A 22,157-nucleotide genomic window follows, 5' to 3' on the forward strand; every position below is an offset into this window, starting at 1 on the left:
GGATCGCTGAGGTGTCAACCCCTAAATCTCGTAAGCAATTGAAATACCCGGATTTAATCCTGCTTCTGCAGTCGGGCAGGGGGGGAGAAAACACCCGGGCACAAAAAAGGCCACTCTTTCGAGTAGCCTTTTAATGTTTGGTTGCGGGAGCCGGATTTGAACCGACGACCTTCGGGTTATGAGCCCGACGAGCTACCAGACTGCTCCATCCCGCGTCTGTGGGGCGCACTCTACAGGGATGCGGTGGAGTGTCAACCTTTAATGCATAAATGCAGTAAATAAGATCAGCCAGGTGGTTTTTCGGTGGCCGACCCATGCAAGGCATCTCAATCCTGCGGGAGTGAGATGGCACGCGCTGTGGGCTTCACGATTGCTCCGCTACACAAGGGGCGATGTGCCCGCGAGTATGATCGCTTCTGCGTGAGTCAGTTACAAAACTGACGCGCACAAAAAAGGCCACTCTTTCGAGTAGCCTTTTTCGATGTTTGGTTGCGGGAGCCGGATTTGAACCGACGACCTTCGGGTTATGAGCCCGACGAGCTACCAGACTGCTCCATCCCGCGTCTGTGGGGTGGATTCTACAGCGATACGCTGGGCTGTCAAACCTTAATTTAGAAAAAAGTGTTCTGGTTCAATTGGTTAGATAAAAAGGAGGGTTATAAAAACCGCTGCAGGGCAGGTGGCATATAGGGTGTAGCTCTATCAGGGGCAGTAATTCGATTAGAAAAACAAATTCACGCGCGGGATTTCCTACGCCTGTCGGGGAGAAAACACACTACTGGTGCTATATACAGTTCTCGGTGACATACTGCTGATCTGCATTGCCTACCACTATAAAGAACACCGTCTTACATGACTCAGCGCAAAATCATCCACGTCGACTGTGACTGTTTCTATGCCGCTATTGAAATGCGTGATGACCCGAGCCTGGCGAACAAGCCCATGGCAGTAGGAGGGTCGGCTGATCATCGCGGGGTCATCTCTACCTGCAACTATGAAGCGCGGGCTTATGGCGTGCGCTCGGCGATGGCATCCAGGCATGCGCTGAAGTTGTGTCCGGACCTGGTCATCGTTAACGGCAGGATGGATGCTTATAAAGAAGCCTCCAAAGAGATACATGGCATCTTGCGTGATTACACAGAGCTGATTGAGCCGTTGTCGCTGGATGAAGCTTATCTGGACGTGTCTGACAGTCCGCATTTTGCCGGAAGCGCTACCCGTATCGCCCAGGATATCCGGCGCCGTGTTTCCAATCAGTTGCACATCACTGTGTCTGCCGGTGTTGCGCCCAACAAATTCCTGGCCAAGATTGCCAGTGACTGGAAGAAACCCAACGGGCTGTTTGTGATTACCCCGGACCAGGTCGATGACTTCGTTTCGGCGCTGGCAGTCAAAAAGCTGCATGGGGTGGGCAAGGTCACGGCCGACAAGCTTGGGCGTTTGGGGATTGAAACCTGCCTGCAATTGCGAGACTGGAACAAGCTGGCGCTGGTGCGTGAGTTCGGTAGTTTCGGCGAGCGATTGTGGGGGTTGGCACGTGGGATAGATGAGCGTCTCGTGCAGAGCGACAGTCGTCGTCAATCGGTCAGTGTTGAAAATACCTACGATACGGACTTGCCTGATCTGGCCAGTTGCCTGAACAAACTCCCAGAACTGCTCGATACCCTGAATCGGCGCATTGCACGCATCGATAGCAGTTATCGTCCCGGCAAGCCATTCGTCAAAGTGAAGTTTCATGATTTCACCCAGACCACGCTGGAGCAGTCCGGCGCCGGGCTTGATCTTGAGAGTTACCAGGATTTATTGAGCCAGGCATTTGCACGCGGCTCCAAGCCCGTTCGATTGCTCGGGCTTGGTGTGCGTTTACAGGATTTGAACAGCGGTTATGAACAGTTGGAGTTGTTCAAGCGTTAGCTGACACCGGGATCTGCCACCAGCCGGCCGGCATTTTGGGTCAGCGACTGAAGGAATTCACGTTGTAACTCGGGATCGTTGCGCGTGAGTTCAATCAGGCTTTGCTCCAGTTCGCTGGCTTCTTCTTCCAGTCCCAGTTCTGATAGGCGCTTGACCCTGTGCACCCACTGGTTGACGTCGTCACCCTCCAGATCGTCATAGATCAGGTTGTGCGCTTCAAGCAACTTTCCGCGCAGGCTACTGCTGATCGACAGCGTCGAGTCAGAGTGAGTTTCGTCCTGAGCGTCTTCAACCGTGATGGTCAACTTGCTGATGCGATTCAGGTCTTGCTCGGCAAAAGGGCTGTCCAGCAGGTTGAGGCGCAACACACCATTACGGTCAGTGGTGAGTTCGTGGGTCTGCTTGCCGGCTTTGACCACGACCGGGCGCTCGGCCCACGGCAGGCTTGAATATTCAAGACGCTTGTCGCGTTGAACGTCCTCGATGCCAGCCAGGTTCTGCTCGGCACGGCCGTGGGATTGCACGTTCATTGCCGGGTTCACACCTGCGAAACCGTAGTTGATCCAGTCTTTGGTCACGCTGTCAGGCAGTTGGCCAAACATGAAGACGTTAAGCACATTGGCACCCACCCCGGCGACAATTGCCACCGCACCCAGCGGAACCTCATAGATTTCGCGCCAGGGCTGATAAGGCGTATAGCGGTCGTAATGCCGGGTGACATCGAACTCAGTGACTTCAAAGGTTTTTTGTTCATGGATGCGCACACGGCGTTGCGGCAGCTCAAGCACCGAAGGTGAGCCGACATCTATCTGGAGGCTGTGGGCCAGAAGTTTGCGCTCTATGCGCTCCTCGTGTTCGCTGCGTTGCGACATGTGATTGGCACAGCCGCTCAACAGCAGGGCGCCGCACATGGCGGCGCCCCCGAGGGTTAAGGTACTTCGAGTGAACATGGCGTCTCTATTCGGATTCAGCGACTGATGCGCGCCTGAAGGAAGGCAAGGACATCGGCAACGGGCAGGGCTTGCGCCTCTGCTTCGGTGCGGCTCTTGTATTCCAGGTTACCTTCGGCAAGGCCGCGGTCGCTGACGACGATCCGGTGCGGGATGCCGATCAGTTCCATGTCGGCGAACTTGATGCCGGGGCTGGTTTTTTTGTCGCGATCGTCCAGCAGTACTTCATAACCGGCGGCCGTCAGTTGGGCGTAAAGGTCATCAGTTGCCTGGCGAACAGCTTCGGTTTCGTAACGCAGTGGCACCAGTGCCACCTGGAAAGGTGCCAGGGCATCACTCCAGATAATGCCGCGCTCGTCATTGTTCTGCTCGATGGCAGCTGCCACCACGCGGGAAACGCCGATGCCGTAGCAACCCATTGTCAAAGTCACAGGCTTGCCGTTTTCGCCCAGCACTTGGCATTTCATCGCTTCGCTGTACTTGGTGCCCAGCTGGAAGATATGACCGACTTCGATGCCGCGCTTGATTTCCAGTGTGCCTTTGCCGTCCGGGCTCGGGTCGCCGGCAACCACGTTGCGCAGGTCGGCAACGGTTGGTACAGGCAGATCGCGTTCCCAGTTCACGCCGAAGTAGTGCTTGTCGTCGATGTTGGCACCGACACCGAAGTCGCTCATCAGCTCGACCGAGCGATCAATGATGCACGGCAGTGGCAGGTTCAGCGGGCCCAGGGAGCCAGCGCCGGCGCCAATGGCGTCACGCAGTTCTGCGTCCGAAGCCATGGTCAGCGGGCTTGCTACCAGCGGATGGTTGCCGGCCTTGATTTCGTTCAGTTCGTGATCGCCACGAATGACCAGCGCGATCAGTTTGCCTTCTTCGGCAGCATGCACGATCAGGGTTTTGACGGTTTTCTCGATCGGCAGGTTGTAGCCTTCTACCAATTGAGCAATGGTCTTGGCGTCAGGCGTATCGACCAGGCGCAGTTCTTCAGTGGCTGCTGCGCGCGCGGTTTCGCTCGGGATGGCTTCGGCTTTTTCGATGTTGGCCGCGTAGTCCGAACCGTTGCTGAACACGATGTCATCTTCGCCAGAGTCGGCCAGCACGTGGAATTCGTGGGAGCCGGCACCGCCGATGGAGCCGTTGTCCGCTTCAACCGGGCGGAAGTTCAGGCCCAGGCGCGTGAAGACATTGCAGTAAGCCTGGTGCATACGGTCATAAGTGACCTGCAGCGAAGCGCTGTCTGCGTGGAACGAATAGGCGTCCTTCATGATGAACTCGCGGCCGCGCATCAAACCGAAGCGCGGGCGGATTTCATCACGGAATTTGGTCTGGATCTGGTACAGGCTGATCGGCAACTGTTTGTAGCTGTTCAGCTCATTGCGGCACAGGTCGGTGATGACTTCTTCATGGGTCGGGCCCACGCAGAATTCGCGACCGTGGCGATCTTTAAGGCGCAGCAGCTCGGGGCCGTACTCTTCCCAGCGGCCGGATTCCTGCCACAACTCAGCCGGTTGAATGCTCGGCATCAGCACTTCGAGAGCGCCAGCTGCGTCCATTTCTTCGCGAACAATGGCTTCGACCTTGCGCATGATCCGCAGGCCCATGGGCAGCCAGGTGTACAGGCCCGAAGCAAGTTTACGAATCATGCCGGCGCGCAGCATCAGCTGATGGCTGATGACGACCGCGTCGGAAGGCGTTTCTTTCTGTGTGGCGAGCAAATATTGACTGGTGCGCATGGTTAGTCGTTGCCGTGCTGATGACTTGAAATGACTGGGCATTGTACGGCCGGGATGTGTTGCCGTACAGGGCAGGCGGGGGAGCGGGGTGCTCCCCGGTAATTACGGGTTTTTTTCGAGATTGACCACAGGGTTCAGGCGTGCGCGGCGGCTCTCCTGATACCAGTGCAAACTGATCAGCAGCAGCGTGGGTATACCCATGACGGCAGTGATGATGAAGAAGTTGTGGTAACCGAACTTTTCGACCATGACCCCTGAGTAGCCGCCCATCAGGCGCGGCAGCAGCAGCATGATTGAGCTGAGCAGGGCGTATTGGGTGGCAGAGAACTTGAGGTTGGTAAGGCTCGACAGGTACGCCACAAACGCCGAAGTCGCGAGGCCGGAGCTGAAGTTGTCGAGAGAGATGGTGACAATCAGCATTTTCAGGTTGGGGCCCATATCGGCCAGCAGCATAAACAGCAGGTTAGTACCGGCCGAAGCGGCACCGCCAATCAGCAGTATCGGCAAAATGCCGAAGCGCACGATCAACAGGCCGCCCATGCCGGCGCCAACCAGAGTCATGATCAGACCGAAAATCTTGCTCACGCCTGCGATCTGATCTTTGGTAAAGCCCTGGTCGATATAGAACACGTTGGCCATGACACCCATGACGGTGTCCGACATGCGATAGGTGGCGATCAGGCCAAGCAGCAGAAAGGCCTGCCAGCGATAACGCAGGATAAAGTCGTTGACCGGTGTCAGTACCGGCGCCAGCCCGCGACGTCCGATGGACGACAGGCAGAGCACGGTGAGCAGGGTGTAGAGGATCGCACGCAGGAAGGCCCGGTCTTCCAGCACCAGGTTCATTGGGCTCACACCTTCAAACAACACCCCGGCAAAATCGGTGTTATAGAGCTGGGTGAACATGGCCGGCACTGAGACCAGCAGCACGATCAGGACAAAAACCGATGCCAGCTGGTGGCCAAAACTGTAGCGACCTGCCTGGAGCTGGGTGCGCAATGGCACCGGCGGCTCGCGCATGAAAAAGGTGGTCAGCAGCGCCGGCACCATCAGCAGCCCGAACAGCACATAAGTGCCGGTCCAGGCAGAGTGCTTATAGTTGAAGCCCGTTGAGCCGAACCCTTCGGCAAAAAACAGGGCGCCAGCAGTGGCCAGCAACGCGGCCACCCGATAGCCGGACATATAACTGGCCGCCAGTGCGGCCTGACGGCTGTCGTCGGCAATTTCCAGGCGATAGGCGTCCACGGCAATGTCTTGCGTTGCAGAGGCGAAGGACACAACAACAGCAATGGCTATCAGCCACGAAAGATGTTTTTGCGGGTCGCAAAAGCCCATGCCGATCAGGCCGAGGATCACCAGGGTCTGAGACAGCACCAGCCACGAGCGGCGTCGACCCAGTTTTCCGAGCAGCGGCAGGCGCCATTGATCGAGCAGCGGCGACCACACCCATTTAAAGGCATACGCCAGGCCGATCAGGCTTGCATAACCAATGGTTTCTCGAGCCACACCGGCTTCGCGCAACCACACAGAAAGCGTTGAGAACACCAGCATGTACGGTAAACCGGCGGCAAAACCGAGCAGCAACAGTACAAGGGTTGAGGGGCTGGAATAGGCAGCTAGCGCTTCGCGCCAGGTTTTACGGGGCATGGACTCGAGTCTGCCTCTGATTGCGGAATCAAAGGGCGCACTCTAACCGCAGTGCTCTATCGGGCGCCAGCCATGGCGTTGTAAATCCACGCGACTATTCACAATGCTCAAGCCTTCGCTGCGTAAACGGGCCCGTTGTTCATCCCCGGACGGACTACCTGCAGGCAGACTGATGCGCCCGCCCGCGGCCAGTACCCGATGCCAGGGCAGGCGAGAGCCTTCGGGCAACTGGCTGAGCGTGCGCCCGACCCAGCGCGCTGCCCGGCCCAGGCCTGCCAGCTCGGCGAGCTGCCCATAAGTCACCACGTAGCCTGCGGGCACCTGCATTAATGTCGAATAGAGTGCCGTGCGGCGGATTTCAGCTGCCGACAGCGGCACTTCATTGGCGTTTTCCAAGGGTGAGATTCTCTGCGTCATGACTTGAAAAATATTCCGGGCTGTCTTTAAGCAGGGCTGATCAAGGAACTACCCGGGTATGAGCCGGTCTTCCTATGCCATGGGCATTTCTATCCGGATAATGCCGGCATCTTTTCGCAAATCTGAGTTTCGCACCTGCTTATGTTGTCCAGAACCCTGTTATGCCTTGCCGTCTTGAATGTGTCCACGCCTTTGCTTGCCGATACGGTGTGGTTGAAAAACGGCGACCGCCTGAGCGGCAAGATCAAAGTGTTTGATGGTGGCAAATTGCTTATTCAGACCGATTACGCCGGGGCCGTTCCCATTGACTGGAAGCAAGTCAAAACCCTGGAAAGCGACCAGGAGTTGCTGGTCAAGCAGGATGCCTATGTCGGAGAGAAGGCCAAGTCGTTAACGGCGGCAGAAGACGGCAAGGTCACTCTGGCCAACGGGGAAGCGCCTAAAACGGTAGAGCTGGCCAGCATCCAGCAGATCATCAAGCCCAAGCCAGTGATTGAAGACCTGGTCTGGAAGGGTAACGTTGATGTCGCGCTGGACTACAAGCGTGCCGAGAAAAAGACCGATGACTACGATATTGACTTCAAGACCACTGCTCGTCACGGGGCCTGGCGCCACCACGCCGAAGGTGAATACAACCGTGAGTTCCAGAACGACGTTGTGACCACTGATAACTGGAGTGCCGAATACGCACTTGACCATTTCATTGACGAAAAATGGTACTGGCAAGGCCGTCTGACCTACAAACGCGACGAGGTGGAAGATATTTCCCGCCAGCGCACAGTGGGTACGGGCCCGGGCTACCAGTTCTGGGATGATGAATTGGGCGCCTTTTCGCTGGGCTCACTGTTGAACCGTACGGACTATGAATACTCCGACGGCAAGAAGGACAACTTCTACTCCCTTGCCATGAAGTGGGACTACAACCGGTACTTGATGGGCAAGACGGTTTCGATTTTTACCAGCGGAGAGCTCGGCAAGCCTCTGGAAGGCGCATCGGATTACAGTCTCGATGCTGAAATCGGCCTGCGTTACAAAGTCACCGAATGGGCTTCGCTTAACCTCAAGGCGGAAAAAGACCTGATCGGCTCCGGCAGTGGTACGGACAATGCCCTTAACAAAACCCGCTACAGCGCGGGTTTTGGCGTGTCATGGTGATTTTGTAGTCGCCGGGTTTCACTGTGGGAGCTGGCTGCCTGCGATCTGGATAACCCGCGGGTCTAATGCTCATCGCGAGCAAGCGCCTTCATACAGAGAGCGGGCCGGTTAGATCCGTAGCCCGCCATCAAGCTCCAGAATCCGCCCGCTGTAGTAGTCATTCTCTAAAATGTACGCCGCCGAATGGGCGATTTCTTCGACTTTGCCCATGCGCTTGAGCGGAATGCCGGCAGTCATCTTTTCAAGAGCTTCGGGTTTCATGCCCAGGGTCATTTCTGTTTCGATGAACCCGGGAGCAATCCCGGCAACGCGAATTCCGTAACGTGCCAGTTCCTTGGCCCAGGTGACGGTCGCAGCTGCTACTCCGGCCTTGGCCGCCGAGTAATTGGTTTGCCCGACGTTACCTGCGCGCGATATGGACGAAATATTGATGATCGCGCCCTGCTGGTTCAGCTCGATCATCTTTGCCGCCACCTCACGGGTGCACAGGAAAACACCGGTCAGATTGACGTCGATCACGGCTTGCCATTGCGCAAGGCTCATCTTGGTCATAACGCCGTCCTTGACCTTCAGCAGCAGCCCGTCGCGCAAAATGCCGGCGTTATTGATCAGGCCATTAATGGCACCAAAATCATCTGCAATCTGGGCCACAGTCTGGGTAACCTGCTCCTCATCCGCGACATTGCACAGATACGCCCGGGCCTCAACGCCATGTGCCTGGCAAGCGGCTATGGCTAGTTCGAGTTTTTCCGGATTCAGGTCAACCAGTGCCAGTCTGGCGCCCCTGGCCGCCATATACTCGGCCATGGCCCGACCTAGTCCTTGGCAACCGCCAGTGATAATGATTACTTTGTCTTTCAGTTGCATAACAGCCCTCGGCAGCAATTCAGAGAGAGTCCTTGCAGGCCTTTGAAATGCGCCCTGAACTCGTCCGTTTCGACGGATTTTTTATTAAGGAGTCATAAGTTGAGCGTTGAAGCTGCCAAGCATGCCCGAGAATTACTGCTCAAGGAATACCGTGGAGCTTTGTCCACGCACTCCAAAGCCATGCCGGGTTTTCCCTTCGGTTCAGTGGTTCCTTATTGCCTGGATGAGCAGGGGCGGCCACTGATTCTGATCAGCCGGATTGCCCAGCACACCCACAACTTGCGCAAGGACCCCAAGTGCTCGCTGATGGTGGGCGAGCGTGGTGCCGAAGATGTTCAGGCGGTTGGCCGCCTGACATACCTGGCTGAAGCCGAGCAATTGACCGAGACTGCGGCCATTGACGCCGCCGCCGAGCGCTATTACCGCTACTTCCCCGAATCGCGCAGCTATGACACCGCCCATGATTTCGATTTTTGGGTGCTGAATCCGGTTCGCCATCGTTATATCGGTGGGTTTGGCGCCATTCACTGGCTCGAGCAGGTCACGTTGCCCAATCCGTTTGCCGCAGACGCCGAGCAACGAATGATTGAGCACATGAACAGTGATCATGCCAGCGCCATTGCGCATTACGTCAAGCTGGCCGGTTTACCCGTGACGGAGCCTGCCCGGATGGTCGGTATCGACAGTGAAGGCATGCACTTGCGTATTGGCGACGGCCTTTACTGGCTGGGTTTTGCGCAGACCTGCAATACTTCGACACAAGTACGCGAAGCCCTGGTTTTTCTGGCTCACGCGCAGCAATGGCCGAAAAAACAGACGGCATAGCCTTGAATTCAGGAAGGCGCGCCGTCATCTAAGCTGGGTTGGAAGATATTCTTCCGGAGAGGAATCATTCGATGCGCGCTTTTCTATTGCTCTTTCTGTTGTTTCCAGTGCTAGAGCTGTATGTCTTTTTCAAGGTCAGCACCGCTATCGGGTTTTTCCCTGCGTTGCTGCTGATCATTGCCGGCTCCATGCTCGGAGTTCTGGTGGTACGCGTTGCCGGTCTGGCCACAGCTCTGCGGGCGCGAGAAAGCCTGAGTCGCGGCGAGTTGCCGGCCCAGCAAATGCTTGAAGGCTTGATGCTGGCCCTAGGTGGCGGTCTGATGGTACTTCCGGGCTTTATCAGTGATATCGCAGGTCTGTTGCTGCTGTTCCCGCCCGTGCGTCGTTTTCTGGTCAACCGTCTGCGCAAGCGGGCAGAAGAGCAGGCCATTCGTCAGCGTGCATTTGCCGATGATTTTGCGGCGGCCAGCCGACCGGGTACTCATCAGCCTTTGGGTCGAGAACCGAACGTGATTGAAGGCGAGTTCGAACATCGCGACAAGTAAGGTTTTAACGTTTTCCACACGGCACCCAGGGTGCCGTGTTTGTTTTCTGGCGTTACACAGGGCTAAAAAATTCAGCGGCGTGCCCTTGTAATCAGTTGATACGCCCTTATGTAACGGACACCGCAGGGTTTTGCTGGCAACAGCAGGTACCTTTAAGCGAATCGCACCCGGCATTTCCGGACTTGCAAACCCCGTCGGTATAAACATCGGCCGATGAACACCACAATTAGGAGAGATCGACAATGAAGCTTCGTCCTCTGCATGACCGCGTCGTAATCCGTCGCAGCGAAGAAGAAAAGAAAACCGCTGGCGGTATCGTTCTGCCGGGTTCAGCTGCCGAAAAAGCCAACAGCGGTGAAATCATTGCCGTTGGTACTGGTCGCGTTCTGGACAACGGTGAAGTACGTGCGCTGGCTGTGAAAGTGGGTGACAAGGTTGTGTTCGGCCCTTACTCCGGCAGCAACACTGTAAAAGTCGACGGCGAAGACCTGCTGGTTATGGCTGAGAACGAGATTCTCGCTGTAATCGAAGGCTGATTTACCGCTCCTTTTCCCGTTACTACAAAGTATTTAAGGAAGAACGAACATGGCTGCTAAAGAAGTTAAATTTGGCGATTCCGCCCGCAAAAAAATGCTCGCCGGTGTAAACGTCCTGGCTGACGCAGTTAAAGCGACCCTGGGCCCTAAAGGCCGTAACGTGATCATCGAGAAGAGCTTCGGCGCTCCGACCATCACCAAGGACGGCGTTTCTGTAGCCAAAGAAATCGAACTCAAAGATCGTTTCGAAAACATGGGCGCGCAGCTGGTTAAAGACGTTGCTTCCCGTGCAAACGATGACGCTGGTGACGGTACTACCACTGCAACCGTTCTGGCTCAGTCGATCGTCAACGAAGGCCTGAAAGCCGTCGCTGCCGGCATGAACCCGATGGACCTCAAGCGCGGTATCGACAAGGCGACCATCGCCATTGTCAAAGAGCTGAAGTCCCTGGCCAAGCCATGCGCTGACAGCAAGGCAATCGCTCAGGTAGGTACCATCTCTGCCAACTCCGACAGCTCCATCGGCGACATCATTGCCGAAGCCATGGAAAAAGTCGGTAAAGAAGGCGTGATCACTGTTGAAGAAGGCTCGGGCCTGGAAAACGAACTGTCTGTTGTTGAAGGCATGCAGTTTGACCGTGGCTACCTGTCCCCGTACTTCGTCAACAAGCCAGAGACCATGACTGCCGAGCTCGACGGTCCGCTGATCCTGCTGGTAGACAAAAAGATCTCCAACATCCGTGAACTGCTGCCAGTTCTGGAAGCTGTTGCCAAAGCCGGCCGTCCGCTGCTGATCGTTTCCGAAGACGTTGAAGGCGAAGCCCTGGCGACTCTGGTTGTGAACAACATGCGCGGTATCGTTAAAGTAGTTGCTGTTAAAGCACCTGGCTTTGGTGACCGTCGCAAGGCAATGCTGCAGGACATCGCTGTTCTGACTGGCGGTACCGTTATCTCCGAAGAGATCGGCCTGAGCCTGGAAAGCGCTACCCTGGAACACCTGGGTAATGCCAAGCGCGTAACCGTGACCAAAGAAAACACCACCGTTATCGACGGTGCTGGCGTTGAAGCAGACATCCAGGCTCGCGTGACTCAGATCCGTGCCCAGGTAGCTGACACTTCGTCCGACTACGACCGTGAAAAACTGCAAGAGCGTCTGGCCAAACTGTCCGGCGGCGTTGCAGTGATCAAGGTTGGCGCTGGTTCCGAAGTTGAAATGAAAGAGAAGAAAGCCCGCGTTGAAGACGCCCTGCACGCTACCCGTGCAGCCGTTGAAGAAGGCGTGGTACCTGGCGGTGGCGTGGCACTGGTTCGCGCTCTGCAGGCAATTGATGGCCTGAAAGGCGACAACGCTGATCAGAACGTCGGTATTGCTCTGCTGCGTCGTGCTGTTGAAGCACCTCTGCGCCAGATCGTTGCCAACTCCGGCGACGAGCCAAGCGTAGTTGTCGACAAAGTGAAGCAGGGCACAGGTAACTACGGTTACAACGCTGCCACTGGCGAATACGGCGACATGATCGAAATGGGTATCCTTGACCCGGCCAAAGTGACTCGTTCGGCTCTGCAGGCAGCTTCTTCGATTGCCAGCCTGATGATCACCACCGAGGCGATGATCGCTGAGATCCAAGACGACAAGGCAGCTGGCGGCGGTATGCCAGACATGGGCGGCATGGGTGGTATGGGCGGCATGATGTAAGCCGGCTTTACCCCGAAACGCAAAAGCCCCGCCTGAGTAATCAGGCGGGGCTTTTTTGTATCTGAAGAAACATGGACCTCTGTAGGAGCGAGCTTTTGAGGCTCGCTCCTACAAGGGTTGGTTACTTCTGCGTAATCTGCACCGGTGCTTCGGCTAGCGGTTTCCAGCTCAGCAACTGCTGCTTGTAGCCGTAGCTGGCGACCTGGTAGTAGGTGATCGCTCGTTCAATCAATGCATCGGTGGCCGGAACGCGGGATTCAATACTGGCAGTCAGTGCTTCGTCGTGACGACGCAGGCCCTGACGCGGGCTCAGAATCGCCAGGTCCTTGCCATCAAACAAGCCCAGGTGCTGATAGTTGCCCACGACCACGCGCGGTGGCAGAGGGTTTTCCTGCAGCAGGTTGCGGCCAAAGAAGGTCGACTGATAATCCATGTTCAGCAAGCCGAGCAAGGTCGGCGCCAGGTCGATCTGGCTGGCCAGCTGTGCACTCTCGCGGGCTTCGATCAGTTGTGGCGCATAGATAAACAACGGGATCTGGTAGTTGGCGATCGGTAAGTCTTCCTTGCCGGCGCTGCCAGCCGTGTGGTCAGCCACGAAAATGAAGATCGTGTTGTCGAACCACGGCTTTTGGCGCGCATCTTTGAGGAACTGGCCGATGGCGTAATCGGTGTACTTCACCGCACCGTCGCGACCATTACCCGACTTGATGTCGATTCGGCCTTCCGGATAGGTGTAGGGACGATGGTTCGAGGTGGTCATCAACTGCAGCAAAAAAGGCTTTTGCTGGGCGTAATCGGCATCGGCCAGCTTCAAGGTTTCGCGGTACAGGTCTTCGTCAGCCATGCCCCACGCATTTTTGAAGTGGATATCGGCTTCATTCACGCTGCTTTGGTCAACAACGCGGTAACCGTTGCCACTAAAGAATGCGTTCATGTTGTCGAAATAACCGCGGCCGCCGTAGACGAACACGCTGTCATAGCCCACGGCATTGAGTTGCTGGCCAAGGCTGGCAAAGCCGCTTTCGCGACCGATACGCTTGACGATGGAGCGGCCCGGCGTAGGAGGAATGGCCAGGGTAATTGCTTCGAGGCCCCGATCGGTGCGGGTACCGGTGGCATAGAAGTTATTGAAGTACAGGCTCTCTTTACGCAACTGATCCAGGTTCGGCGTCAGGTTGCGGCCGTCACCGTTGCTGCCCAGATACTTGCCGCTCAGGCTTTCAATGGTCACCAGCACGATGTTTGGCTGGCGCGCAGTACCCGGGTTGTCGATGTTGCGACGGATATCCAGCGGGTCCTTGCCGACAAACGTTGCATTTGGCTCTGTCAGCTCGGCGCGCAACTGTTTGGCCACCACGTCGGCAGGCAGGCTGGCGTAGAACTGCTGGTAATCCAGTTCGTTGTTACGAAAGGCAGCGAAGAACTGATAAGGGCCGTTGCTCGCCAGTTCATGCTGATAGGCGTTGCCGCCCTGGCCGCGCGGGCCATCCTGATCAAGTACTTGCAGGCTCAAACCCGCAACCAGCAGCAGCCCGGCGAAGGTCGCCAGGCGCCCGCGAAAGTTCGGCAACGGGGAGTTCATGGCGGCGTTGAACGGTTTGCGCAGGGCAACACTCAGAACAATGGCAGCCACGCCGATGGCACTGAGCAACAGGCCGATCGGATACGACTCGAGCACGTTGTTCAGGACTTCATCGGAGTAAACCAGGTAATCCACGGCGATAAAGTTAAAGCGCACACCGAACTCGTCCCAGAACAGGAATTCGGCCACTGCGGTGAACAGCATGGCGAACAGGCTCACGGTCAGCAGGCCTTGCAGGAACCAGCGATGACCACGACGGCGCCACAGGGCGGGCGGGCACAGCAGCAAATACAGGCCCAGCGGCAAGGCGGCGTAGGTCAAAAAACCCAGATCGTAGAGCAGACCAATGCCAAACACCGGCAACCAGCTATTACCGGCCTCGCCCAGATGGGTGAACAGTAAAACGCCTCGGGTGATTAAAAAGGTCGCCAGCCAGCAGCCAGTCAACAGGAGCAGATAGCGCATTGGCGCGGTGTACAGCAAACGCATTAGTGTTTTTCCTTAAACCCGTGGGGGGCGTGAGTGTGCGGGCGCCACTGTATTGGCTTTGTGAACCGTTAGTAAAAAAAATGTCAGATTTGGGTGTTTTTTAACTAAATAGAGTGTTGGCCTTGCGGCGCTGGCTCTCGGTCGTGCTAAGACTTAAGCTGCGCGGGCCAAGACGGCCGTAACTGCGTACGGAGAAAGTGCCCATGCGAATTCTACTGGTTGAAGACAACCGCGATATCCTTGCCAATCTGGCGGACTACCTGGGGCTTAAAGGCTATACCGTTGACTGTGCGCAGGACGGTTTGTCGGGTCTGCACCTGGCGGCTACAGAGCATTACGACCTGATCGTGCTCGATATCATGTTGCCCGGCATTGACGGTTACACCTTGTGCAAGCGCTTGCGCGAAGATGCGCGACGCGACACCCCGGTGATCATGCTGACCGCCCGTGACCAGCTGGACGACCGCCTTCAGGGTTTCAAGTCCGGCGCGGATGACTACCTGCTCAAACCCTTTGCATTGTCGGAACTGGCGGCACGCATTGAAGCCGTATTGCGCCGCGCTCAAGGCGGCGGGCGACGCGAGCTGCAAGTGGGCGATCTGAAATACGACCTCGACACCCTTGAAGTGACCCGCGAAGGGCGTTTGCTCAAGCTCAATCCGGTGGGCCTCAAGTTGCTGGCCGTATTAATGCAGAAAAGTCCTCATGTGTTGCGCCGCGAAGTGCTGGAAGAGGCATTGTGGGGGGACGACTGTCCTGACAGCGACAGCTTGCGCAGTCACGTCCATCAGTTGCGTCAAGTGATCGACAAACCGTTCGACAAGCCTTTATTGCAAACCGTACATGGTGTGGGCTACCGCCTCGCCGAGAGCCGTGATGGAGTTTAAGCAAAGCCTTGCCCAGCGGATCATCATTGCCTTTGCCCTGATGAGTGCGCTGGTGGCGGGTACGTTCGCCCTGGGCATTGTCGCCACCGTTCACCTGGTTGAAGAAAAACTCATTTCAGCGGGCCTGGGCGGTGACCTGCAGCGTCTGCTGCTGATGGACAACATTGCCGACTGGAACCACCGTCCCGAGCCTGACCAGCTGTTTTATTACAGTGGCGGGCGCGGCGATTTCGCTCTTCCCAAAGACTTGCGCCATCTTGATCCGGGCTTTCATGAAGTGTTTCGCGACCAGCTGTCGTATCACGCCATGGTTGAAGTGGTCGATGGCCGGCGCTATGTGCTGCTGCAAGACCAAAGTGATTTTGAAGAACGTGAGCGCGTGTTGTTTGCCGTGGTCGTGGTCGGCTTTGTACTGGCATTGGCACTGGCGGTCTTTTTAGGCTGGATCCTGGCCCGTCGGGTAATGGCCCCCGTGGTGCGTCTGGCGCGTCAAGTACGGCATCGTGATCAGTTGTTGGGCCTGGCTCCGCCTCTGGCTCCCGACTATGCGGCCGATGAAGTGGGCGAGTTGGCGGTGGCGTTCGACGCGACGCTGGGACGTCTGCGCGACACCCTGACCCGGGAGCGGCTGTTCACCAGTGACGTGAGCCATGAGTTGCGTACCCCCCTGATGGTCTTGGCCAGTTCCTGCGAACTTCTGCTGGAAAATCCGGCGCTGGACCCGCGCAGCCGCTCGCAAGTCGAGCGAATCTCGCGCGCCTGTGAAGAAATGCGCGAATTGGTTCAGACCTTCCTGATGCTGGCCAGGGCGCAGCACGAAGACGCCAGCATGTCGCCGAAAGTTACCCTCACTACCGTGGCCGAAGGCCTGATCAGTTTGTGGCGCGGCCCCATTGAAGCCAAAGGCCTGACCCTGATCTACGATCCGGGGCATCCACTGGATACGCTCTATAACGCGACCTTCCTGCACGCCGTCATGGGCAACCTGCTGCGAAATGCCCTGCACTACACCGACACCGGATTTATCCGGCTGAGCCTTGAACCCACCGGATTTGTGGTGGAAGACAGCGGTGTAGGGATCCCCGAAGAAAAACGCCAGGCCATGTTCCAGCCTTTTGTACGAGGCAGCGAAAAACGCGGAGAAGGTTTGGGCCTGGGGCTGTCCCTGGTGCAACGGATCTGTGACAGCCAGGGCTGGCGCGTAACATTGACCACCATGGAACCTAACGGTTGCCGCTTTCACGTTGAATTGAATCCGGCAGATATCTGACACGTCCTGCCATGGCCTGCGTTCTGCAGGCCATTTCCCTTTTCGGGTTTAGTCATTAAAGTGGCCCAGAGCCATCATTCGTGATCTGTAAAACCCTGTAACGTTTGTTCGGGCCATGGCACGAAATTTTCACCCGCTGATGACCTGATGCATACGTTCTCCTGATTAAGGTAGCGCTTACCAGCTTCAGGAGAGCCGTCATGAGCTCCACAATCAAACTCAAGTTTTCTGAAAAGTACGATCAGCAGCACGCCGCCGAGTACCTGGAAAAACATCAGGACGGGCTCGCCCGACGCCTGTCGCACAAGCGTGATGAGCAGTTGGCGCGCAAGGCCCTGGCATTGGCCGGCGAGCCGGGCCTGGTACTGGATCTGCCTTGTGGTGCAGGGCGTTTCTGGCCGTTGCTGGCCGAAAAGACCAACCGCGAAATCATTGGTGCGGATTACTCTGCATCCATGCTGCAAGTGGCATCGCTGTCACAGCCCGAGGAAGTGGTCAAACGGGTACGGCGCTTGCAGACATCTGCATTTGATATCGATCTGCCAGATAACGCGGTCGACAGTATTTTCAGCATGCGCCTGCTGCACCACATTGGTGATGCAAGTCACCGGATGGCTTTATTACGGGAGTTTCATCGTGTCAGCCGAGACAGCGTGATTGTCTCGTTATGGGTCGATGGCAACTTCAAAGCCTGGAAACGCAAGCGCCTGCAACTTCAGCGTGAAGCGGATGGCGGGTCGGACGGTTACCAAAATCGCTTTGTGTTACCGGCTGTGACTGTTGAAGCCGAGTTCAGAAAAGCCGGTTTCACGATTCAAAATCATTTGGATTTTATCCCGCTGTATGCAATGTGGCGGGTTTACATATTACGTAAGAGGTAACCCATGGCCGTTGAATTTGTATCTCCACCCCAAGCTGCAACTGAAGACCGCTTTGAGTACTACTGGCAGCAGCAAGGCGAGTGGGTTGAAGAGCCGAATCAGCGTCGTGGCGGTGAGAGTGGTGTGCAGCGAATTCAAGATGCCAGTGGACGCTTGCTGTATGCCAAACGCCAGGTGGGCCATATTTATCGCAGCTGGCGATACCCGCTGGGTCGGCCGACGGTATTGCGTGAGCGCGATGCGCTGTTGGCAATGAACCGTTTATCGGTAGGTGTACCCGAACTGGTTTACTGCGGGGCTAAACAGGGGGCGGACAAGCAATGGCGGGCACTGCTGGTAACCGCAGCCCTGGACGGTTTTGTTGAAATTGACAACTGGTACGCCGCCGGTGAGCACGAGCGCCATGGTGAAGCGATCCATGAGCGGGTGCTTGAAACCATTGCCCGGACCCTGGCGCGCATGCACCTGGGGCGTTGGCAGCATGGTTGTCTGTACCCCAAACACGTCTTTGTGCGTGTCATCGGGAGCGGTGAAAGTGCAAAGGTCGATGTAGCGCTGCTTGACCTTGAAAAAAGCCGACAACGCCTGACTCAGCACAAAGCTGCCTCGCACGATCTCAAGCAACTGCGTCGCCATTCGTCGTGGAGCGCCGCTGACTGGAACAAATTGATCTACTTTTACGAGAAGGTGTTTGGCAGCGCCATCAAAGGGTTACGGTGATGAAGCGAGAAATAGCACGAGGTTTGTTTTTACTGGGCGCTCTGGCCATTGCTTCCGTGGCGCTGGCCGCATGGGAGCAGCCTGTTACTCAGGTATTGAGCGGAGCAGGCGGGGGGGACAGTTGTCCGCTGCCGCGCGTTGCGAAAGTATCCCGGGCAGCAACGCCGGATCACGACCTGTTGCTGTTCATGTTTGGTATGACCCAGGGAATGAAGTCTCAGGGGTGAAGTTTTCGAATTGTTGCTGCAGGCCTGACCAAGCCCCCAGGAGCTTTCGGGGGCGTGCCACAGCGGCAATCGGCAGGTTTACATCACATGCAAGTGGTTGTCCCACAGCCCCGATGGCAAATCCAGCGGCGTGGCTGTCAGTTCACTCTGGCGGCAATCATAGAAACGGCAACGGCCCTGGCCGGACGTAACTACAAAGCCATCTTTCACGGCCGCAACTCCCGCACAGTCGGGCAGTGGCGCATCCAGCCGTAAGTCACCGCTGTCCAGATCCCAGACAAAGAACCGGTTTCCCCGTGGCGCTGTCAGTGCGACCAGCCGCAAGGTGCTATGTACCGCCACACTGGCCGTGTAATGGCCCATGGCACGCAATTGCTGCTCCGCCACCGGGAAAGGCTCGAATGGCTGACCTGGCCGCTTGATCGCCAGTAACTCGGGCAAAGTGTGGGCGTCGCCCATGAATTGCTGACAGGCAACGATGGTGCCGTCGGTGGCAATCGCGAGATGACGCACGCTGTTCATCTGCTGGCTCAAGGTTTCTTTGCTCAGCAAGCTCCCGTCGCGCTGCATCAGGACCAGACTGGGCTCCATCGCATTGAGATTCATCTCGACCCGACTTTCGGCTTCAGTACGAATGCCGCCGTTAGCCACCACCAGCGTCTCGCCGTCGGGCATCCATGACACCTGATGCGGGCCAACGCCATGGGTAGGGATTTCCCCGCGGTGAATCAGGCGCTCGCCTTCAAAGCGATAAACCCCCAGCAAACCACGGCCCGGATCGGTAGTGTCATTTTCAGTGGTGTATAGCCATTCGCCGTCCTTGTGGATCACCGCGTGGCCATAAAAATGCCGGTTGGGCAGCGACTTCAGGGTTTGCAGCAGCTGGCCGTCCGCAAGGCTGATCAGGTAGCTCTCGGTACCGGGGCGTCGTGCCACAAACAGCGCAACAGGCAGCGAAGGGTGATTGATGATGTCATGGCAGCGCTGACCGACCCGGGTGCTGAACACCAGGGTGCCATCCAGACGGTAGCCGACGGCAAAGTGATTGCCGTCCACATCGTCGCGCGCACTTAGCAGCAGCGGGCTCTGGCCTTTTTGTTTAAACAGTGACCAGCCGCCCAGCGTGACGGCGCTCAGTAGTAATCCACCGAGCTTGAGAGCTTGCCTGCGCATCATCGATCCCCCGTTCATCAATCGCCGTCGTTGGCGTTAAAGCCCAGCTGAATGCCCAGCGCCTTGGCCAGTTCGCCTTCGTGCAGGCGGTGAACCACGTTCAGGCTGTCGTAGATGGCATTCAGTTGGGCACGACCGGCGTCGTCAGCCAGCATGTCATTGAGCGAACGCTGGTTGTCATTGAACAGCTTCAGAGAAGCGGCATAGGCAGCGTCGATCTTGTCGGCCAACGGCTTTTGATCAGCGGGCAACAAGCCACGCAGGCCTTTGTTGTCTACACCGACCCAGACGGTCTGTGCGGCCGCGAGGCTGGCCGCCAGGCTTTGCAGCGAAGACTGGCTGCGCCATGCATCCGCCTGGAATGGCTGGGCGATGCCCTTGCTCTGGCGACCCATGGGCGTGCCGAGTTTTTTCTTCAGGGTGTCGAGTGCCGTGACCTGTACCCGCAACAAATCAGCAATGGCCTCGTGGGAGTCGGCATAGCGCTGGTTCGGGAACTTGGTCATTTGCGCGAGCATGCCGTCCGTGCTGTTCCAGCTGGCCAGAATCTCTTCGGCCAATTGTTTCTGGCGCTCGCCAATAGCGCTCAGCAGCGGGCAATAACGGGCTTTTTGCGCAGCGTCAGCGAGGTCGATATTGCTGTCGAACAGAATGTATTCGTAGGCCGACAGGCCTTGTACTACCACGCTGGACTTGGCCAGTGCATCGGCATCGATCTGGGGCTGGGCAACTACCAGTTGCTCAACCTGACGGCCGACCAGGTTTTTCTTGTCCGGCCAGAACTGTACCTGCCACGAGCGGTTGCCCTCGGCCAGCGGACCGATCAGCAAGGGTTGCAGCTCGGCCCAGGCCTTTTGTGCGTGCAGGAAGTCAGCCTTGGCGGTTTCCAGTGTTTCCTTGCCCTGGCAGAAGGCCAGAGCGCTGACAGCCAGTTGGCGGTCAGCTTCGACCCAACGGCTGTAGGTCGGCAAAATCACTTGTTTGGCAATCGCAGCCGAGGTGACGGCTTGCGGGTCTTGTGGCGAGCAGGCGGCCAGGGCGATTGCCGCAAGGCTGGTGAACAAAAGCTTGGGTCGAAACATGTCGGGGTCCCCGATCTTGTAAGGCGTTAAAGAGAGTTCAGGAACGCCAGCAGCGCAGCGCGCTGCCCGGCATTGAATTGCAGCACCTGCTGCCTGGCCGGTTCGGCCTCACCACCGTGCCACAGCACAGCTTCGAGCAGGTTGCGGGCGCGTCCATCGTGTAAAAACTGGGTGTGACCACTGACCGTTTGCGTCAAACCAATACCCCACAGTGGCGGCGTACGCCAGTCGCGGCCAGAGGCGGCGAACTCGGTGCGATTGTCGGCCAGACCGTCGCCCATGTCATGGAGCAACAGATCGCTATAAGGATGAATCACCTGATTGGCCAGTTCGGGTTCGGCGGCATTGGGCAAGGTGGTAAACGTCGGCGTATGGCACGACGCACAGCCTGCCTGATAAAACAGGTTTTTGCCGGCCAGCACCTGGGGCGAACCGACATTGCGTCGCGCAGGCACGGCAAGGTTGCGGGTATAGAACTCGACCAGGCGCAGGATGTTGTCACTGACCTCGGGCTCGCCATCCGGGCCATTGCCGTTGGGAGCTTGAAGACAGTCAGTTTGGGCCGCGGTGCAATCATCAAACGGTCTCAGGGACGTGGTGAGCCCCATATCACCAGAAAAGGCGTGAACGTTTTGTTGATTGAGATTCGGTTGGCCGGCTTTCCAGCCAAAACGCCCCAGAACAGTTTTTTGTTGTACGTCATCCCAGACCCGGTTCGGATGTCCGGCGATGCCCTTGCCTTTGTTGGCATTGGCCAGAATCGCCTCTTCGGGGATGGCCTCAAGCAGACCCAGGCCAATCATCGGCGGTGCAATCCGTGCCGAGAAACGCGTATCCGGGTGCATCGGGCCATACCCCGGCTGGGTGATTTGCAGCGTCGGTTTGCGCAACTCGACTTCAGTGCCGTCCTTGAACTGTACAAGGACCGGTTGGTAATCGACCCGTACCTTGCCCTCGGGGGCAACGCCGGGCACGGCCATGTCCTGCAACTGGCCGCCATAAACGGGTTCCGGGACGATCCCGGTTTGCTCGATCAGCCTGGCATAGGCGGGCTGGTCGGGAATTGACAGGCGCACCAGCATGGATACCGAATTGATGGCGTCAGGCGCTGGCGGGTGGCCGCGCCCGTCCTTGATATGGCAGTTCTGGCAGGCATTGGTGTTGAACAGCGGGCCCAGACCATCACGCGCGGTGGTGGTAGAGGGGGCGATGACCCACGGGCTGCGAAAGAAGCTGTTGCCGACGCTGAAATCCAGACGCCGGCTTGGCGACAGATTGGCAGAGGGCATGGAGAACGCATTGCGGTCGCTTTTACGCACTGTCGCATCCCCGCCGGAGCGGGCTTCGCCGGGCTCTGGTTTGGTAAAACGCGGGGCATCATCACAGCCGCCAAGGCCCAGGGCCAATAGCAGCAGAGACAGGCGAAGAGGCAACAAAGGCATCAAGCGTCCAGTTCAGCGAGCAAAATCGAGGGCGCAAAGTTTATCAGGGAAGGTGAATTGAAATAAGAGGGATTAGCATTTGGTTTGATTTGGAACAGGTTTGCGTTGGTGCGCAAGATTCC

20 protein-coding genes and 2 tRNA genes are annotated in these 22,157 nt (G+C 57.1%); 11 read left to right on the forward strand and 11 right to left on the reverse strand.

What is annotated here, in order from left to right; all coding sequences use genetic code 11:
* Positions 1-138: 138 nt before the first annotated feature.
* Positions 139-215: transfer RNA gene (locus AOC04_RS02260), tRNA-Met, on the reverse strand.
* A gap of 271 nt (positions 216-486) precedes the next feature.
* Positions 487-563, reverse strand: a tRNA-Met gene (locus AOC04_RS02265).
* Positions 564-852: 289 nt separating this feature from the next.
* On the opposite strand from AOC04_RS02265, the gene dinB reads away from it, so the two are divergent.
* Positions 853-1,914 (forward strand): DNA polymerase IV, encoded by a 1,062-nt coding sequence (gene dinB / locus AOC04_RS02270; RefSeq protein WP_060690967.1) that lies wholly within the window; start codon positions 853-855, stop codon positions 1,912-1,914.
* Here dinB and AOC04_RS02275 read toward each other — a convergent pair.
* The 4 genes from AOC04_RS02275 to AOC04_RS02290 all read right to left on the reverse strand — a co-directional run bounded on the left by AOC04_RS02275 (position 1,911) and on the right by AOC04_RS02290 (position 6,661).
* A complete protein-coding gene (locus AOC04_RS02275) occupies positions 1,911-2,864 on the reverse strand; it encodes a hypothetical protein (protein WP_060690968.1) in 954 nt (317 codons plus the stop codon). The two genes, dinB and AOC04_RS02275, sit on opposite strands and share 4 nt — an antisense overlap.
* A gap of 17 nt (positions 2,865-2,881) precedes the next feature.
* A complete protein-coding gene (locus AOC04_RS02280; protein ID WP_060690969.1) occupies positions 2,882-4,597 on the reverse strand; it encodes a proline--tRNA ligase in 1,716 nt (571 codons plus the stop codon).
* A 102-nt stretch (positions 4,598-4,699) separates the two neighbouring features.
* Positions 4,700-6,244 (reverse strand): AmpG family muropeptide MFS transporter, encoded by a 1,545-nt coding sequence (locus AOC04_RS02285; protein WP_060690970.1) that lies wholly within the window; start codon positions 6,242-6,244, stop codon positions 4,700-4,702.
* A gap of 42 nt (positions 6,245-6,286) precedes the next feature.
* Positions 6,287-6,661, reverse strand: a complete 375-nt coding sequence (locus tag AOC04_RS02290) for an MGMT family protein (RefSeq protein WP_060690971.1) — start codon at positions 6,659-6,661, stop codon at positions 6,287-6,289.
* A 141-nt stretch (positions 6,662-6,802) separates the two neighbouring features.
* Between AOC04_RS02290 and AOC04_RS02295 the strand changes: the two genes are divergently transcribed.
* The gene (locus tag AOC04_RS02295) at positions 6,803-7,816 is read left to right on the forward strand and encodes a DUF481 domain-containing protein (RefSeq protein ID WP_060690972.1); all 1,014 of its coding nucleotides are present in this window, start codon (positions 6,803-6,805) and stop codon (positions 7,814-7,816) included.
* 108 nt (positions 7,817-7,924) lie between these two features.
* Here the strand turns inward: AOC04_RS02295 and AOC04_RS02300 are convergent, their stop codons facing one another.
* Positions 7,925-8,683, reverse strand: coding sequence for an SDR family oxidoreductase (locus AOC04_RS02300; protein ID WP_060690973.1), 759 nt, complete (start codon positions 8,681-8,683; stop codon positions 7,925-7,927).
* Between the two features lie 99 nt (positions 8,684-8,782).
* Here AOC04_RS02300 and AOC04_RS02305 point away from each other — a divergent pair, with 99 nt between their 5' ends.
* The 4 genes from AOC04_RS02305 (at position 8,783) to groL (ending at position 12,282) form a co-directional block, all read left to right on the forward strand.
* Positions 8,783-9,508, forward strand: coding sequence for a HugZ family pyridoxamine 5'-phosphate oxidase (locus AOC04_RS02305; RefSeq protein WP_060690974.1), 726 nt, complete (start codon positions 8,783-8,785; stop codon positions 9,506-9,508).
* A gap of 71 nt (positions 9,509-9,579) precedes the next feature.
* Positions 9,580-10,053, forward strand: a complete 474-nt coding sequence (locus AOC04_RS02310; protein ID WP_060690975.1) for an FxsA family protein — start codon at positions 9,580-9,582, stop codon at positions 10,051-10,053.
* A gap of 242 nt (positions 10,054-10,295) precedes the next feature.
* Positions 10,296-10,589 (forward strand): co-chaperone GroES, encoded by a 294-nt coding sequence (locus tag AOC04_RS02315; protein ID WP_003442977.1) that lies wholly within the window; start codon positions 10,296-10,298, stop codon positions 10,587-10,589.
* 49 nt (positions 10,590-10,638) lie between these two features.
* Positions 10,639-12,282 (forward strand): chaperonin GroEL, encoded by a 1,644-nt coding sequence (gene groL, locus AOC04_RS02320; RefSeq protein ID WP_060690976.1) that lies wholly within the window; start codon positions 10,639-10,641, stop codon positions 12,280-12,282.
* A 121-nt stretch (positions 12,283-12,403) separates the two neighbouring features.
* On the opposite strand, the gene AOC04_RS02325 is transcribed toward groL, so the two are convergent.
* Entirely contained in the window at positions 12,404-14,353 is a 1,950-nt protein-coding gene (locus AOC04_RS02325; protein WP_060690977.1) for an LTA synthase family protein, read from the reverse strand.
* Between the two features lie 203 nt (positions 14,354-14,556).
* On the opposite strand from AOC04_RS02325, the gene colR reads away from it, so the two are divergent.
* The 5 genes from colR (at position 14,557) to AOC04_RS02350 (ending at position 18,338) form a co-directional block, all read left to right on the forward strand.
* The gene (gene colR / locus AOC04_RS02330) at positions 14,557-15,240 is read left to right on the forward strand and encodes a two-component system response regulator ColR (RefSeq protein ID WP_060690978.1); all 684 of its coding nucleotides are present in this window, start codon (positions 14,557-14,559) and stop codon (positions 15,238-15,240) included.
* Positions 15,230-16,510 carry a sensor histidine kinase gene (locus AOC04_RS02335; protein WP_060690979.1) on the forward strand — a complete coding sequence of 427 codons (1,281 nt, stop codon included), beginning with the start codon at positions 15,230-15,232 and terminating at the stop codon, positions 16,508-16,510. Before colR ends, AOC04_RS02335 begins: the two co-directional genes overlap by 11 nt.
* A gap of 200 nt (positions 16,511-16,710) precedes the next feature.
* The gene (locus AOC04_RS02340; protein ID WP_060690980.1) at positions 16,711-17,391 is read left to right on the forward strand and encodes a class I SAM-dependent methyltransferase; all 681 of its coding nucleotides are present in this window, start codon (positions 16,711-16,713) and stop codon (positions 17,389-17,391) included.
* A gap of 3 nt (positions 17,392-17,394) precedes the next feature.
* Positions 17,395-18,111: a lipopolysaccharide kinase InaA family protein gene (locus tag AOC04_RS02345; RefSeq protein ID WP_060690981.1), complete on the forward strand. Its 717-nt coding sequence runs from the start codon at positions 17,395-17,397 to the stop codon at positions 18,109-18,111.
* Positions 18,111-18,338, forward strand: coding sequence for a hypothetical protein (locus AOC04_RS02350; RefSeq protein WP_060690982.1), 228 nt, complete (start codon positions 18,111-18,113; stop codon positions 18,336-18,338). The genes AOC04_RS02345 and AOC04_RS02350 overlap by 1 nt, the downstream gene beginning before the upstream one ends.
* A 78-nt stretch (positions 18,339-18,416) precedes the next feature.
* Here the strand turns inward: AOC04_RS02350 and AOC04_RS02355 are convergent, their stop codons facing one another.
* The 3 genes from AOC04_RS02355 to AOC04_RS02365 are packed head-to-tail and all read right to left on the reverse strand — an operon-like array spanning position 18,417 to position 22,035.
* Entirely contained in the window at positions 18,417-19,514 is a 1,098-nt protein-coding gene (locus AOC04_RS02355) for a DUF1513 domain-containing protein (protein ID WP_060690983.1), read from the reverse strand.
* A 14-nt stretch (positions 19,515-19,528) separates the two neighbouring features.
* Positions 19,529-20,593: an imelysin family protein gene (locus AOC04_RS02360; protein WP_060690984.1), complete on the reverse strand. Its 1,065-nt coding sequence runs from the start codon at positions 20,591-20,593 to the stop codon at positions 19,529-19,531.
* A 26-nt stretch (positions 20,594-20,619) separates the two neighbouring features.
* The gene (locus AOC04_RS02365; RefSeq protein WP_060690985.1) at positions 20,620-22,035 is read right to left on the reverse strand and encodes a di-heme oxidoreductase family protein; all 1,416 of its coding nucleotides are present in this window, start codon (positions 22,033-22,035) and stop codon (positions 20,620-20,622) included.
* Positions 22,036-22,157 lie beyond the last annotated feature (122 nt).

The sequence above is a fragment of the Pseudomonas versuta genome, assembly GCF_001294575.1.
GTDB classification, from domain to species: domain Bacteria; phylum Pseudomonadota; class Gammaproteobacteria; order Pseudomonadales; family Pseudomonadaceae; genus Aquipseudomonas; species Aquipseudomonas versuta.

Excerpts from the sequence above, each read along its gene's own strand:
- colR (WP_060690978.1), top strand. The coding sequence starts at position 14,557 with ATGCGAATTCTACTGGTTGAAGACAACCGCGATATCCTTGCCAATCTG.
- AOC04_RS02360 (WP_060690984.1), bottom strand. The coding sequence starts at position 20,593 with ATGTTTCGACCCAAGCTTTTGTTCACCAGCCTTGCGGCAATCGCCCTG.
- AOC04_RS02280 (WP_060690969.1), bottom strand. The coding sequence starts at position 4,597 with ATGCGCACCAGTCAATATTTGCTCGCCACACAGAAAGAAACGCCTTCC.
- AOC04_RS02340 (WP_060690980.1), top strand. The coding sequence starts at position 16,711 with ATGAGCTCCACAATCAAACTCAAGTTTTCTGAAAAGTACGATCAGCAG.
- AOC04_RS02300 (WP_060690973.1), bottom strand. The coding sequence starts at position 8,683 with ATGCAACTGAAAGACAAAGTAATCATTATCACTGGCGGTTGCCAAGGA.
- AOC04_RS02350 (WP_060690982.1), top strand. The coding sequence starts at position 18,111 with ATGAAGCGAGAAATAGCACGAGGTTTGTTTTTACTGGGCGCTCTGGCC.
- AOC04_RS02345 (WP_060690981.1), top strand. The coding sequence starts at position 17,395 with ATGGCCGTTGAATTTGTATCTCCACCCCAAGCTGCAACTGAAGACCGC.
- AOC04_RS02310 (WP_060690975.1), top strand. The coding sequence starts at position 9,580 with ATGCGCGCTTTTCTATTGCTCTTTCTGTTGTTTCCAGTGCTAGAGCTG.
- groL (WP_060690976.1), top strand. The coding sequence starts at position 10,639 with ATGGCTGCTAAAGAAGTTAAATTTGGCGATTCCGCCCGCAAAAAAATG.
- AOC04_RS02275 (WP_060690968.1), bottom strand. The coding sequence starts at position 2,864 with ATGTTCACTCGAAGTACCTTAACCCTCGGGGGCGCCGCCATGTGCGGC.
- AOC04_RS02315 (WP_003442977.1), top strand. The coding sequence starts at position 10,296 with ATGAAGCTTCGTCCTCTGCATGACCGCGTCGTAATCCGTCGCAGCGAA.
- AOC04_RS02325 (WP_060690977.1), bottom strand. The coding sequence starts at position 14,353 with ATGCGTTTGCTGTACACCGCGCCAATGCGCTATCTGCTCCTGTTGACT.
- AOC04_RS02285 (WP_060690970.1), bottom strand. The coding sequence starts at position 6,244 with ATGCCCCGTAAAACCTGGCGCGAAGCGCTAGCTGCCTATTCCAGCCCC.
- AOC04_RS02290 (WP_060690971.1), bottom strand. The coding sequence starts at position 6,661 with ATGACGCAGAGAATCTCACCCTTGGAAAACGCCAATGAAGTGCCGCTG.
- AOC04_RS02355 (WP_060690983.1), bottom strand. The coding sequence starts at position 19,514 with ATGATGCGCAGGCAAGCTCTCAAGCTCGGTGGATTACTACTGAGCGCC.
- dinB (WP_060690967.1), top strand. The coding sequence starts at position 853 with ATGACTCAGCGCAAAATCATCCACGTCGACTGTGACTGTTTCTATGCC.
- AOC04_RS02295 (WP_060690972.1), top strand. The coding sequence starts at position 6,803 with ATGTTGTCCAGAACCCTGTTATGCCTTGCCGTCTTGAATGTGTCCACG.
- AOC04_RS02335 (WP_060690979.1), top strand. The coding sequence starts at position 15,230 with ATGGAGTTTAAGCAAAGCCTTGCCCAGCGGATCATCATTGCCTTTGCC.
- AOC04_RS02365 (WP_060690985.1), bottom strand. The coding sequence starts at position 22,035 with ATGCCTTTGTTGCCTCTTCGCCTGTCTCTGCTGCTATTGGCCCTGGGC.